15 protein-coding genes are annotated in these 14,271 nt (G+C 37.3%); 10 read left to right on the top strand and 5 right to left on the bottom strand.

Features of this window, described 5'->3' with window-relative positions; genetic code table 11:
* Window positions 1–204: 204 nt before the first annotated feature.
* Window positions 205–936, bottom strand: a complete 732-nt coding sequence (locus RIV7116_RS05445) for a sugar transferase (RefSeq protein WP_015117273.1) — start codon at window positions 934–936, stop codon at window positions 205–207.
* A gap of 110 nt (window positions 937–1,046) precedes the next feature.
* Window positions 1,047–2,198, bottom strand: coding sequence for a glycosyltransferase (locus tag RIV7116_RS05440; protein ID WP_044291541.1), 1,152 nt, complete (start codon window positions 2,196–2,198; stop codon window positions 1,047–1,049).
* 269 nt (window positions 2,199–2,467) lie between these two features.
* On the opposite strand from RIV7116_RS05440, the gene RIV7116_RS37345 reads away from it, so the two are divergent.
* From RIV7116_RS37345 to RIV7116_RS05430, 3 genes are all read left to right on the top strand, one after another.
* Complete coding sequence (locus tag RIV7116_RS37345) at window positions 2,468–2,593, top strand: hypothetical protein (RefSeq protein ID WP_256380834.1); 126 nt, start codon at window positions 2,468–2,470, stop codon at window positions 2,591–2,593.
* Between the two features lie 165 nt (window positions 2,594–2,758).
* Window positions 2,759–3,697, top strand: coding sequence for an NAD-dependent epimerase/dehydratase family protein (locus tag RIV7116_RS05435; protein WP_015117271.1), 939 nt, complete (start codon window positions 2,759–2,761; stop codon window positions 3,695–3,697).
* 184 nt (window positions 3,698–3,881) lie between these two features.
* A complete protein-coding gene (locus RIV7116_RS05430; RefSeq protein ID WP_015117270.1) occupies window positions 3,882–5,096 on the top strand; it encodes an FAD-dependent monooxygenase in 1,215 nt (404 codons plus the stop codon).
* Window positions 5,097–5,396: 300 nt separating this feature from the next.
* Here the strand turns inward: RIV7116_RS05430 and RIV7116_RS05420 are convergent, their stop codons facing one another.
* Together RIV7116_RS05420 and pgsA are read right to left on the bottom strand one after the other, a co-directional pair.
* Window positions 5,397–5,801 (bottom strand): hypothetical protein, encoded by a 405-nt coding sequence (locus RIV7116_RS05420; RefSeq protein WP_015117268.1) that lies wholly within the window; start codon window positions 5,799–5,801, stop codon window positions 5,397–5,399.
* Between the two features lie 71 nt (window positions 5,802–5,872).
* Window positions 5,873–6,406 carry a CDP-diacylglycerol--glycerol-3-phosphate 3-phosphatidyltransferase gene (gene pgsA / locus RIV7116_RS05415; RefSeq protein WP_015117267.1) on the bottom strand — a complete coding sequence of 178 codons (534 nt, stop codon included), beginning with the start codon at window positions 6,404–6,406 and terminating at the stop codon, window positions 5,873–5,875.
* A 217-nt stretch (window positions 6,407–6,623) separates the two neighbouring features.
* On the opposite strand from pgsA, the gene RIV7116_RS05410 reads away from it, so the two are divergent.
* From RIV7116_RS05410 to RIV7116_RS05385, 6 genes are all read left to right on the top strand, one after another.
* Window positions 6,624–8,030: an aspartate ammonia-lyase gene (locus tag RIV7116_RS05410; RefSeq protein ID WP_015117266.1), complete on the top strand. Its 1,407-nt coding sequence runs from the start codon at window positions 6,624–6,626 to the stop codon at window positions 8,028–8,030.
* Window positions 8,031–8,194: 164 nt separating this feature from the next.
* Complete coding sequence (locus RIV7116_RS05405) at window positions 8,195–9,166, top strand: DUF362 domain-containing protein (protein ID WP_015117265.1); 972 nt, start codon at window positions 8,195–8,197, stop codon at window positions 9,164–9,166.
* Between the two features lie 949 nt (window positions 9,167–10,115).
* The gene (locus tag RIV7116_RS05400; protein ID WP_015117263.1) at window positions 10,116–10,382 is read left to right on the top strand and encodes a hypothetical protein; all 267 of its coding nucleotides are present in this window, start codon (window positions 10,116–10,118) and stop codon (window positions 10,380–10,382) included.
* Window positions 10,383–11,153: 771 nt separating this feature from the next.
* Window positions 11,154–11,663 carry an inorganic diphosphatase gene (locus RIV7116_RS05395; RefSeq protein ID WP_015117262.1) on the top strand — a complete coding sequence of 170 codons (510 nt, stop codon included), beginning with the start codon at window positions 11,154–11,156 and terminating at the stop codon, window positions 11,661–11,663.
* A 90-nt stretch (window positions 11,664–11,753) separates the two neighbouring features.
* A complete protein-coding gene (gene panD / locus RIV7116_RS05390; protein WP_015117261.1) occupies window positions 11,754–12,143 on the top strand; it encodes an aspartate 1-decarboxylase in 390 nt (129 codons plus the stop codon).
* A 5-nt stretch (window positions 12,144–12,148) separates the two neighbouring features.
* Complete coding sequence (locus RIV7116_RS05385; RefSeq protein ID WP_015117260.1) at window positions 12,149–13,051, top strand: MBL fold metallo-hydrolase; 903 nt, start codon at window positions 12,149–12,151, stop codon at window positions 13,049–13,051.
* A 13-nt stretch (window positions 13,052–13,064) separates the two neighbouring features.
* Here RIV7116_RS05385 and RIV7116_RS05380 read toward each other — a convergent pair whose 3' ends face one another.
* Complete coding sequence (locus RIV7116_RS05380; RefSeq protein ID WP_015117259.1) at window positions 13,065–13,526, bottom strand: phosphate-starvation-inducible PsiE family protein; 462 nt, start codon at window positions 13,524–13,526, stop codon at window positions 13,065–13,067.
* Between the two features lie 261 nt (window positions 13,527–13,787).
* Here RIV7116_RS05380 and RIV7116_RS05375 point away from each other — a divergent pair, with 261 nt between their 5' ends.
* Window positions 13,788–14,207: a ubiquinol-cytochrome c reductase iron-sulfur subunit gene (locus RIV7116_RS05375; protein WP_015117258.1), complete on the top strand. Its 420-nt coding sequence runs from the start codon at window positions 13,788–13,790 to the stop codon at window positions 14,205–14,207.
* Window positions 14,208–14,271: the final 64 nt, after the last annotated feature.

Below are 14,271 nucleotides of genomic sequence, written 5' to 3'. Positions count from 1 at the left end.
ATTAGCTAACAGAACACAGATTATTTCTTGATTCAAAAGTTTTATTTGCAGCAGACTAATTGAATTTATTGGGTTTAATGTAGCAGCGAGTAAATCCAAATAAATATTAATAGACATCAAGTAGACTTCTTAATTTATAAATAATAATACTCATAATTATATAGGGGCAAGCAAGCTGCCCCATAATAAAATCGAACCTTATTTTTAATAAGCTCCGTTATCTGTCGGTATCACAACAACAGCAATTGTTTTTAAAACAATCCATAAATCTAACCAAAAAGTTCTAAATTTTACATAGTACAAATCTATTTGCACTCTTCTAGGATAGGGTATGTCATTGCGTCCAGAAACTTGCCATAACCCAGTGATTCCTGGCTTGATAGTTAAAATCTGATTAATATGACATCCATATTTTGGTAATTCTTCTGCTACCAAAGGACGAGGTCCAACAACACTCATATCCCCTTTAAGAACATTCCAGAATTGAGGAAATTCATCCAAACTAGTAATTCGCAAAAACTTACCGATCGTAGTAATTCTAGGGTCTTTTTTTAGTTTAAAATTACTTTTCCATTCCTGTTTGAACTGAGGAGATGTTTCCATCATCTGTATCAAAACTTCATCGGCATTGCTCACCATGGTGCGAAATTTAATACAATTAAATCGCTTGTAATTTTTTCCGACTCTTTCCTGAATGTAAAAAATAGGACCATGCGAACTTATAGCAATCAACAAAGCCAGAATTAAATAAACAGGAGAAAACAGAATTAGTACTAACAGGGAAAATATTATATCGAACAGTCGTTTAGCTTTCTCTCCGTTTAAAGCTTCAAAAGAAAAACCTAGGGGCTTAAATTTTGACTTCTTTTTCTGGTAACCGCGTTTAAAGAAAGTACGCGTAATTTTACCGGAGAGGAGTGAGGTCTGTGCCGTCATCATACTCCTTTCAATCCACACCACACATAGTCCCAATCTTAAAGCTTATAGAAGCTTTTCAAAGTGCTTGGGAAGCAAATCTACTTTATCCTCTAAAACAATCTTACTAATCAAATTTCTATTTTCCTTTTGTTGGTTTTTTCCTCACACATATGGACAAAGTTGAGATAACGAGAAGCAAACATCTGCTTCGAGAATTGAGCAGCGTGCTTTCTGGCATATTCAGGACTGAATTTGTCAGCTTTTGCTTCAAAAGTTTCCACTGCTTCGATTAAAGAGGCTTCTGTTTGTTTCTGAAAAAATACACCCGTTCCCGTATTGCCGTGGGAGCGAATATCTCGCACCGTTTCTAAAGCACCCCCAGCACCATAGGCTATGACTGGAGTACCGCAGGCTTGTGCTTCAACTAAGGCAATACCAAAATCTTCACAAGCAGCATACACAAAACCTCGGGCATTCGCCATATATTTTTTTACCATATCGTCTGGCTGCCATCCTAGTATTTGTATGTTGGGTTTGGCTATCTTAAGGATTTTATCCATCTCGGGACCGGTACCAATTATTACTAAAGGTTTTTGTAATTGATTAAAAGCTTTGACAATTAAAGTTACTTGCTTGTAACTTACTAACCGGGAAACAGTAAGATAAAAATCTTCTTTCTGAGATAAAAAAGGAAAACTTTCGGTATTTACTGGTGGATAGATAACCTCAGCGTCTCTTCTATAACATCTCCAAATGCGACGTGCGGTGTGTGCGCTATTGGCTATAAAATAATCAACTCGATTGGCGCTTAGAACATCCCACTGCCTTAAACGATGCAGTATATAACGGGTTAACCATCCCACCATTCCTGTTCCAAGTTTGCTTTCTCGGAGATAGTCAAAAGTTAGATCCCATGCGTAACGCATCGGACTATGACAGTAACAAATATGCAACTGGTCTGGAGTCGTTAAAATCCCCTTTGCAACGGCATGGGACGAAGAAAGAATCACATCATGTTGACGTAAATCGAGCTGCTCAATAGCTAACGGCAACAATGGTAAGTACTTTTGTACACCTTTTCTCGATGCGGGTAAATACTGTAAAGCTGTAGTGCCAATCTGACGTTTATATAAATAACTTTCCGGATTTCTAGATTCAAAATCGATGAGAGCATACAATTGGGCATCAATATGATTCAAAATTTCTCGTACTACGAGTTCCGAACCACCAGTTGCCTCCGGTGTCAGCCACTCATGCACCAAAGCATACTTTAAAGGCACAGCTACCATTTATAGATAAAGAACTTTTGTACTAGCATGTAGATTTTTGTCACTGCAATAAGTTAAATATTTCAACACGGCAGAGCTTTAAGTTTTAAAGGGTATATATACGTATATATAATGAAGATAGCTTAAATTATTTATCCAAAATTTTCACATCCCCAGGGTTCCTCTTTTTCTCTTCACAATCGTGAAATTTTTGCTCTTTGAAATATGGCTTCCCATCGTGGAATAATTGCGGAACAGAAGCAGCAAGGGATGTAGTGCATATGAAATCATCATATAAGCGTGCGTTTTTACTGAAGCCAACAATGGTATTTGCCGTGCGATTAATCAAACGTAAAGCTTCCCGCTTTTTGTATGAAACGGAAATTGTAACCCTTGTGGTGACGTAATTTTCACCATAGAAGTTCCTTCACTCTGCTGTTGCCGCTTTCCTGATAATCTCAAGTAAGGATGAAGTTTTGACATTTACGACATTGTTCGGAGGATTGACTTATATTCTCTGTTCTTCATCCTTTTTGAAAGTGCGAACAAGTAGCAGATATAGCAGGGGTTCTATGCGAATTTTAATCATGGGGGGTACTCGGTTTATCGGTGTGTATCTCACTCAATTACTGGTTGAACAAGGACATGATGTGGTATTGTTCAATCGCGGCAATCGTCCGTTACCAGTCGAGAACGTCACCCAGATAATAGGCGATCGCACTGACTCAAAGCAGTTACAAGAAAAGTTAAAAAACGAAAATTTTGATGTCATTTTCGACAATAATGGACGCGAACTGACAGATACTCAACCATTAGCAGATATTTTTCAAAATCGGTTGCAGCATTTTGTGTACATGAGTTCTGCTGGAGTTTATCTCAAATCAGATAGCTTGCCTCATGTAGAGGGAGATGCAGTAGACGAAAAAAGTCGTCATAAGGGAAAACATCATACCGAAAGTTTCCTTGAAGTTCGGGACTTTCCTTTTACGTCAATTCGTCCCACCTATATTTACGGGCCTCAAAATTACAACGATTTAGAAGCTTGGTTTTTTGACAGAATCACTAGAAATCGTCCGCTTCCTATTCCCGGTAACGGATTGCATATAACTCAGCTAGGTCACGTTAAGGACTTAGCCAAAGCAATGACTCAAGTTATAGGTAATTCTAATGCAATTAAACAGATTTATAACGTTTCGGGAAATCGTTACGTAACTTTTGATGGTTTAGCCCGTGCTTGTGCTGTAGCTGTAGGTAAATCAGCCGACGACATTCAAATCGTGCATTATGACCCCAAAAAATTTGATTTTGGCAAGCGCAAAGCTTTCCCCATGAGAATGCAACACTTTTTCGCGTCGGTTAACAAAGCCATCACAGAATTAGATTGGCATCCAGATTACGATTTAACATCTGGACTAAAAGATTCATTTAAAAACGATTATTTAGTATCCGAACGAGATAAAAAAGAAATTGATTTTTCAATTGATGACGAGATTTTAAACGCTGTGGGTTAGATAATTTATAAACTTTGTAGGTTGGGTTAGACACGGAAATCTATATTAATTGTGTCGTAACCCAACATGATGAAGTTCGTAATAATCACTTTGGGACCAATTACCCAATGCCCAATGCCCAATGCCCAATTACCCATTACCAATTACCAATTACCAATTACCAATTACCCATTTTTAATAAACCATGAAAAAAGTCGCAATCGCAGGAGGTGGCCCAACTGGTGTAACTCTTGCCTTAATGCTTGTCCAAAGAGGGATTGCAGTCACATTAGTTGAAGCTGCTTCTGATTTCCGTCGAGTGTTTCGTGGAGAGGCTTTAATGCCAAGTGGTTTAAATGCTCTTGATGAAATGGGATTATCAAAAATACTTGAAGAAATTCCTCATCGAGAACTCAATGCATGGGAATTTATTTTAAACAAAAAACCGTTATTTAAAGTTGATGAACCTATAGAAACTGATACTCAACCCTGTACTTTATTTTCTCAACCACCTTTACTTGAAACCTTAATTTTAGAAGCTCGGAAATATAGTCATTTTGAATTTATCCAAGGCGTAGCTGTTAAAGACTTGCTACGAATTGATAATCGTGTCGCAGGTATTAGATTAGCAGATGGAAGAGAAATTACAGCCGACATAGTAATTGGTGCAGATGGTCGTAATTCTATTATTAGGCAAAGTGCTGGAATAAAAATACAGCGACAGCCAAAAAGCATGGATATCCTCTGGTTTAAACTAGCTGCGAATCCTCTTTTTGTCACAGAAAATATATTTACTGCCATTGGAGACGGTGAAAATGCATTTGCTGTATTTCATGGAGCTTCCCCTGGAAAATTACATCTTGGTTGGACTATATCCGAGCATCACAAAAATATAAATATTAGTAAATTAACAAAAGCAGATTGGGCAAAAATGTTTGCATCAATATCACCTTCATGGTTAGCAGAACATTTTATAGATTGTGCAGATTCTATTGAAAAGCCGATTAAACTATCTGTTGTAGTTGGACTTTGTCCTCGGTGGTATGCTCCAGGGGTGTTACTTTTAGGCGATGCTGCTCACCCCATGTCTCCGATTCGCGCTCAAGGGATTAATATTGCATTGCGCGATGTAATTGTCGCAGTCAATCATCTTGTACCTGTATTAACTAAAGAAACAGAAAATAAACAGATTGATGAGGTATTTTCGCAAATTCAGAAAGAAAGAGAACCCGAAATTATCCGCATCCAACAGCTACAAAAAGAAGAAGCTAGACAACACGAAATATTACCCAAAAATCTATTTTTACGCAAGATTGTTTTTAGATTAGCTCGTTTAGGAAATAAAGTAGTTCGTCTATCTTGGATACAGAGACAAAAGAAAATGCGTCAAGGTGTGACTCAGGTTAAATTAGAAGTTTAGATAAAAATTGGTAATTGGTAATTGGCTATTTCTTAATTGTAGGGTGTGTTTCGGCTCTAAAATTTTTGTTTATAATTATTACTTTGAAAATGCCGTAACGCATCATAATTTTTGGTAAATTTTTTGTCATTAAAATACAAACAAAAAAATTAATAATTACTCTAGCACAACAATAATCGCGAGCATCCCGATTTTTAACAAACATTTTACCCGACACCCTCCAAGGGTGCGGCTACATAAACGAAGCCCACCTTCGTGGGCTACTAAGATTATTAGCCCACGAAGGTGGGCTTGGTAGTATCAGCCCCAGGCTTTTAGTCTGCGGGCTTTTTGCCGCCATTGCGATGCTCCCCAATAATCTTTCTCTTGATTTCTTTTAATTAGAAAACTAATCCAGAATAAGAGTAATTTATCATAACGTTGTTCGGGGTCATCATTAACCCAAGCTTCAGCTATCTGATAGCCATCTTCAAATCTTTCCAAACGCACTTGAAAAATACAAAAACCTGTCCAGCTACGATGAATATATAGCCAATCGTCTTCAAGATAAAAAAACCATTTATCATCCATCGACAGGGGAATAAATCCCCAACTCAAATATTTATATTCTTCCCTCGTAAAAATTTTTTCAACTTGTAACCGAATTTTTAACTCCGGCATTGGCTGTATTTCCCAATCGCTACGAGTTGCTTTCTTCGGATGCATAATTTTTTCCGAAAGTTTAAGGAAGCTTATTATTACCAATTACCAATTACCAATTACCAATTACCCATTACCTACTTTGCAACAATTTGACTATCTTCCGTTGTCTTTTGCGGTAAAAGATAAATAGCACCACTAATCAAAGTCAAAGCAACAGATACCCAGAAAGCAATTAAAGAAGGTAAATCCCATTGTGGAGATAAAGGAGCAATCAAAAGCGCGATCGCAACAATTTGAGTTACAGTTTTGAGCTTTCCCCAAATATTCGCACCGCTAATTTTTGGTTGATTAACTCTCCAACCAGCAATAGCTAATTCTCTTCCTAATATCAGAAATACTCCCCAGGCTGGAATTTGTCCTAATTCAATCAAAGATAGTAAGGGAGCAAGCACTAGCAATTTATCTACTAAAGGATCGAGGAATTTTCCTAAATCGCTAACCTGGTTGAGCTTTCTAGCTAAATAACCATCTAGCCAATCCGTGCCAGCAGCAATTACAAAAATAGCAAAACAGATCCATCTTGCTTCGGGTGTGGGATTTTGCAAACCGTAAATAATAAACGGTATACCTAACAAGCGAGAAAAAGTAATCCAGTTTGGGAGAGTCATTGGATTTTGGATTTTAGATTTTAGATTTTGGATTAAAAATGGTAGAGACGTAGCACTGCTACGTCTGTCATTGAGTTAGCAGTTAGTGGTAACTATTCACTGTTTCCCATTCCCTGTATTGGCAATAATATCGGATGTAATTAAGAATTAATAATAAAAAACGTCTATTATTCCCGCTAACTGGTAACTGTTAACTGATGACTGTTAACTGTATATCATGACTAATTCACAATTCCGTATCGAAAGCGATTCAATGGGCGATCGCCAAATTCCTAGTAGCGCTTATTACGGTATTCAAACATTACGAGCTACAGAAAATTTCGCTATCAGTGGGATAAAGCCATTGCCTACTTACGTGGATGCATGTGTCATCATCAAAAAAGCTACAGCAATCGTAAATGGCAAATTGGAATGTATACCCCAAGATGTCAGTCAAGCCATCGTACAAGCTGCTGATGAGGTCTTAGGAGGTAAGTTTCGCGAACAGTTTGTAGTGGATGTGTATCAAGCAGGTGCCGGTACTTCACACCATATGAACGTCAATGAAGTGTTAGCAAATCGCGCTTTGGAAATTCTAGGAGATAATAAAGGCAACTATAAGCGAGTCAGCCCTAACGACCACGTGAACTACGGGCAGTCTACCAATGATGTAATTCCCACAGCAATTAGAATTGGCGGTATTTTGGCATTATCGAAGACATTGTATCCTGCCTTAGATAATGCAATTGATGCAATGGATGAAAAAGCCACGGAATTCAAAGACATTGTAAAGTCGGGGCGGACTCATTTACAAGACGCAGTACCGGTGCGTTTAGGAGATACTTTTGCCGCTTGGACGCAGATTCTCAAAGAACATCGACATAGAATTAACACTGCTGCTGCGGATTTAACAGTATTGGGTTTGGGTGGTAGTGCAGCGGGTACGGGGTTAAACACCCATCCCCAATATCGCGTAAGTGTGATTAAAATTATTTCAGGACTAGTTAATTCTCCTTTGAAGGAGGCAACCCATCTCATGGCTGCAATGCAAAGTATGGCACCGTTCGTTAATGTATCTGGTGCTTTACGAAATCTGGCTCAAGATTTAGTCAAAATATCTCATGATTTGCGCCTGATGGATTCGGGACCAAAAACTGGTTTCAAAGAAATTCAATTACCACCAGTGCAACCGGGTTCTTCGATTATGCCTGGAAAATATAATCCCGTTATGGCTGAAATGACATCAATGGTCTGTTTTCAGGTAATGGGTTATGACACTGCTATTAATTATGCAGGACAAGCGGGGCAGTTAGAACTAAATGTAATGATGCCTTTGATTGCCTATGATTTTATTCACAGCATCGAAATACTAGGTAATACCGTTGGCGCACTGACTTCTCGCTGCATCAAAGGAATTAGTGCTTTACCAGAACGTTGTTTAGATTATGCCGAAGGCAGTTTAGCATTGGTGACAGCATTAAACCCCCATATAGGATACCTCAATGCAGCAGCTATTGCTAAAGAATCTATGGAGACAGGAAAGTCCCTCAGACAAATTGTACTAGAAAAACAGTTAATGAATGAAGAAGAATTAGCCAAAGTATTGAATCTGGAAAAAATGAGTACGATTGTCAGCGAGCAGTGAACAGTGAACAGTGAACAGTGAACAGTGAACAGTAATTCCTAACTCCTAACTTTCAATCCAAAATCATATAACTCCTAACAACTAACAACTAACCACTAACAACTAACCACTAACAACCATTAAGCTAAGCTGTGATAAAACCATCAAGTTGAAAAACTACATCAATGCAGACCTATAAACCATCTGTCAGTTTAATTAGAGCTACTTCTTATGAGATTGAAGTACTAAAGGAATCTTTGGAAACCTTGCTCGAACCTTTGGGTGGAATCACAGCATTTGTTAAAAGTGGCGATCGCGTTTTACTCAAACCTAATTTGCTCACGGGTTCGCGCCCTAAAGGAGAATGTACTACTCGCCCGGAATTGGTTTACGCTTTGGCAACTATGGTAATTGAGGCTGGTGGCAAACCTTTTTTGGGAGACAGCCCCGCTTTTGGTAGCGCAAAAGGAGTAGCCTTAGCAAATGGATACGAACAAATTTTGGAGGAATTAAATCTTCCTATTATCGAATTTCGTGGTCAGCGCTACGAAATTGTCAACGATAAATTTAACCATTTGCTGCTTTCCAAGGAGACGATGGAAGCTGATGTAGTTATAAATTTACCCAAAGTCAAGTCTCATGCTCAATTGGTATTAACTTTGGGAGTCAAAAACTTGTTTGGTTGCGTACCGGGGAAAATGAAAGCTTGGTGGCACATGGAAGCAGGAAAAGATGCCAACCGTTTTGGAGAAATGTTGGTAGAGACTGCAAAGGCTATTAACCCTAATTTAACCATAATAGACGGCATAATCGGTCATGAGGGTAACGGACCTAGTGGCGGAGAACCTCGTCCATTAGGGGTTTTGGGTTGTTCAACAAACGTGTTTGCTTTAGACAGAGCGATGGTAGAAATACTAAATGTTCCCCCCGAACAAATACCTACCATTGCTGCATCAATGCGATTGGGAATTTGCCCGGAACTAGATGAGATTCAATTCGTCCAATTACATCCCGACTTATTGCAAATAAACGATTGGCAGTTACCCTCACAATTTATGCCAATTGATTTTGGAATGCCCCGCGTAATTAAATCTACTTTCAAGCATCTTTATATTCGATTTATTAAAGAAAAAATGAACGCTTATACCGGAAATTGAGGGAATTTTTGAAAGCATCAAAAATTGCAAGCAGAGTGCAAGCTTGGCTACAGCAATTTTATGTGTTAGCAGAGTAACCTATAAATACCCTCCGATTGCTTAACCAGACCGCCCTATTTTAGTGGCGGTTTTTTTAGTCCGGAAAATCATCATAAATTGTTACATTTTTTGAATATCAGCTATTTGGATTTTCGGGGTCAATATACTTCCTATAACCTCTACTAAAAGAATATTTAATATCATATAACCATTTGATAATTTTTCAGAAATCATCCGGATATTTATAACTTGATATTGAAACATCCTCAACCGTATTATCAACTGTATTTATAATTATTTTCGCCGATTTAAATATGAAGATTTATAGCTAGCAATAGTCACTTACTGCTACTTAAAAACAATTTAAAAATTCTGTAGTTATGCGGTATAGAATTATTAACTAAATCTTTTATTAAAAGCATATAGCTAATCAAAAACTTTTGAGTGTAATCACTGATGATGATATAAAAACTTTAAAGTATACTCAAATACTTTTAGGTATTAAACTAGATAGATAATTCTTTCTTAAAAGCTTAAAAGCCTTGCTATGTAACAAATTATCTATCTATTGGAAGATGATATTGACCCGTTTTTGATTTAAAGTTAATATTATTAGATAAATAATATGTATTTTTTATTGCATGAATTTTAATCAATTTAAGCTGTAATCAACACAGTCAATACGCAAGTATGAAGCGAGATTAGTTACAAGTAGTTAAACAAGCTATTTAATAATTACTTGGTATCAAGAGTTTCACGTATAAAGAAATATATAAAGTAACTTCCAAGACTCATTTAAATTCTTATTTTCTTCCGAGTTTACGGTCAGAAAAAAAGCTAAAATAATAGCAACACTCTCAATTAAGAGAGAGTTGTAGCAACTAGTGATGTAAAGAGCTAAATAATTTATATGGATTCTAACAGTCAGTCTGCCAATACTGAGGAATTACCTTCGCAACGTGTGGCAGACGTTGTAGGAACAGCGATTGCTATGTTAACTCTAACGCTACCTATGTTTGTAATTGGTCATTACTCTTCAAGCAGCGTTTCAGATAACCGGCAACCATTAACCTATAACTTGCAAAAAACTGACAATGATACAGAACTAATAAACAGTGAAATTTCATCCATTTATAAAATGAATAAAGATACTTCAGTCAACTCCTTGAAACAATGATTTAAATGCAGGCATTAATATAAGCACGCCTCTACTTATAATTAGAGTATGGGAAAAGTTAATGTGAATTAGCATTCGTAAGATATAACTTTTTTTGTGGCGCGTACAAAAGCGTTGTTTTGACTAATCGAGTAAGGCGAAACTTTTTGAACGCTTTAACTTCTAATCGCAAGAAGTCCCACACCATACTCGAACAAAGGTGTGGGATTAATTAAGTTTGAAACTCCTATCATAGAAAGCTTTGCCCGAAATATTAGTCCACAAAAGTTTTTAGCAGCGATCTGAATTTATAAGTTCCAATTTACCTATAAAGATGCCCATGTTCTCCAAGGCATCTTTATTTTTTGCCAAACATGTTGAGAAGGCGATCTTAGATATGCACTTGCAAGTAATAAAATTAGGACTTACGCAACCGACACATTTTTCTTGTAGGGTGCTGTGACACTTTGAGTAACTGTGAACGTAGTAACAATGTTTTCAGTGTCACGCACCAAATGGGCATTGTGACAATTGCGGCCATTCCTGAAAATATCTAGCTTTGGGTTCCGCACTCCAGGTGGAACACCAATCACTCGCTTGTTTCTCCGACATGTATTTGATAAAGCTCGATATTTTATTTTTTGGATCTCCTTTATGTCTCAACTGCTAATTTTATGAAATAAGCTTACTGCCGCAACAAACCACTTTGGGATAAGTCCATATTGACCTAAAATTCTACACGGGAGCCTCCAAACTCTCACCGATAACTAATTTTGCTTTAGGAGTAAATCTGTGGACTTATCGATTATCCCAGCCCAACCGAAACCCGGTTTGATAAACGTTTTAATTGAGATTGTTGGTGGAAGTAAAAATAAATACGAGTATGACAAGGATTTACAAGCTTTTGCTTTAGATCGGGTGCTTTATTCATCGGTACAATATCCCTACGACTATGGTTTCGTACCTAACACTTTGGCTGATGATGGTGACCCCCTCGATGGTATGGTAATAATGGACGAGCCAACCTTTCCTGGTTGTGTAATTGCAGCACGACCTATAGGAATGTTGGAAATGATTGATGGGGGCGATCGCGATGAAAAAATTCTTTGCGTTGCCGATAAAGACCCGCGTTATGCTAACGTAAAGTCTCTTAGAGATTTAGCACCTCATCGACTTGATGAAATCGCAGAATTCTTCCGGAGTTACAAAAACTTAGAAAAAAAGGTCACTGAGATTCTTGGTTGGCAAGATGTTGAGAAAGTAGCACCTTTAGTCGAACAATGCATCAAAGCTGGCAAGTAGAAAATAATCTCTCTTTTTCTAAGATAAAAATTCCGCTCAGCCATAGCAACTTGCTTTTGTAAATCTTTTCTTCTAAAACCTAATTGCCCAATGCAACGCACGCTTCTTTTTGCAAAAATTCACAATTGTACTCTCACTGAAGTAAATCCCAACTACGTGGGAAGTATCACCATAGATCAAATGCTTTTAGAGAAAGCTGGCATTTTGCCTTACGAGCAGGTGCAAGTGGTGAACGTGACTAATGGCGAGCGTTTCGTAACTTATACAATACCGGCTGATGCGAATTCTGGAGCCATTGAGCTAAACGGGGCTGCGGCGCGTTTGGGCATAAAAGGGGACCGCTTGATTATAATGTCTTACGGGCAGTTTACCTTGGAAGAAACTACTAGCTTCTCTCCAACAGTTGCGATCGTAGACGAGAAAAACAAATTGTTAGAAGTGCGTCACTACGATGAACTGCTCGCTAAGACTATTATTTAGCAAACATGTCACAGATAGAACCGTCGAGTCATGCTCAAGATGCGAACCAATCGCCCCTAAACTGCTCTGAAAAGCAACCGGAAAAATTTTTCGTAAAATTTTGGGGGGTACGGGGTTTAATTCCCACTCCAGGCGAAGAGACTAATTTTTATGGAGGTAATACAGCCTGTGTGGAAATGCAGGTTGGCACAAATAATCTCATTTTTGATGGTGGTACGGGATTGCGAGTATTGGGAAAAAGTTGGCTAAAACAACAGCAAGAATTAGTTGCTCATTTGTTTTTTACCAATGCTCAAACAAACCGCATTCAAGGCTTTCCGTTTTTTGCCCCTGCATTTGCACCTCAAAACTATTTGCATATCTACGGTACGGCGGCTTCAAATGGTGCATCAATTAAGCAATCTCTGGGCGATCAGATGTTGTTACCGCATTTTCCTTATCCCTTACAAGCAATGAAGTCTGAACTGCAATTTTATTATTTGACTCCAGATAAAGCGGTAAGCATAGATGATGTAATCGTAGAAATGGCACTAATAAATAATGTCACGAAGTCTATCGGGTATAAAGTTATATGGAAAGACTATAGCGTTGCTTATATTACAGACTTACAGTCAAAAATCGATGATTCGGAACAAGAAAGCTTAAAAAAATTAACTCAAGAAGCAGACTTAATGATTGTGAATCCTGGTTACATTACTTCTGATTTTCGTAATTCACAAACACCAATTGATTGCTATTGGCAAGTTGGAGTGGATTTAGCTCGTAAAGCAGGTGTTAAGAAACTTGTATTTTCCAATCATCATCCTAATGATAACGATGATTTTTTAAATCGAGTCCAAACAAATCTTAAATCTGAATTTGAGCAAGCCTTTTTAGCACGTGAAGGTATGGTAATATCAGTTAATTGAAGTGATTTGAATATTAAGAATTCCTGCGATGACTGCGCCGGATAATCCAATAACTTATTGATAAAGAAAAAACTGCTATTCCTAATCCAATTACTTTGAGTCCTTCTGTATTCTTTAAATCTAAAATAATAATTTTTCTTGCTACGGCTATTAAAGAAGTAGCTATTACTAGCTCAACATGAATCACGCTTTTTCTCAGATAAGCAGTAATATTTTCTAAAATTTCTAAAGCAATTAAAATATTTAAAAATAGTCCGAAAGCTGTAAATAAGTTTTTGTTGAAACTGGCTTTGTTGACATCCCAAGTAAGCAGTTTATCAAATATAAATATGACTAAATCCACGATAGCAATTAAAATTAAAACTATCATAGTAATAGAAAGCAACTTGGAAACTAAGACCTGAAGATTTTCAACTATATGTAAGAAATTCTCATTTTGGCTGTATTTACGAATCTGTCTGAATAGATTCCTCATGCTTCATTCCTTGCATTGAAAATTTTGATATAACTTACGGTGGTTGGGAAATCTGAAAGTAAATAAAATCAATTAATAATTAGAAATAAAGCAAAATCATTTGTTTAAATCATACCCCATAATTATTACTATGAACAATTCCCGGTTAATCAATAACTATATTAGGTAAACAGCTGTTAAAAGACAGTAAATATTTATTGCCTTGAATCACGAATAAATATAGAGTGTAAACTATTATCTAGCGTATTTTGAAGGGGAACCATGAACCGTCGTAGCTTCTTAAACTGGGTTGGAATCGGTTGGATAGCAAGTTGTTTACCCGTAGCTATTGCAGCTTGTTCTTCAAAGGAAACAAAGCAAAACGCCTCAGAATCTCAAGAATGGCAAGAAGTTGGAACATCTTCCGAATTAAATACTAACGAAAAGTTGCTGTCGAAAAATAAATCGGGTGGAGAAGTCTTATTAGTTAAAACTTCGGTTCCTGGCGATTTAGTTGCCGTGAATCCTACCTGTACTCATTCCGGTTGTACGGTAGAATGGAAAGCCGATATGAATAAATTTGTTTGTCCTTGTCACGGTTCTGAATTTGGTGTTGCTGGTAAAGTTGAAAAAGCACCAGCCACAACACCTTTAAAAACATATGCAGTTAAAGTTGAAGGTGAAAAAGTTTTAATCCGATAAGTGACTGATAGTTATTTCACTTATTGAAAGCAAGTATTTTTGATTACACTCTACGAGATTGTCT

Source organism: Rivularia sp. PCC 7116, assembly GCF_000316665.1.
GTDB lineage: Bacteria > Cyanobacteriota > Cyanobacteriia > Cyanobacteriales > Nostocaceae > Rivularia.
The sequence above is the reverse complement of the archived record's forward strand: the minus strand, read 5'-3'. Positions and strand labels throughout refer to the sequence as shown.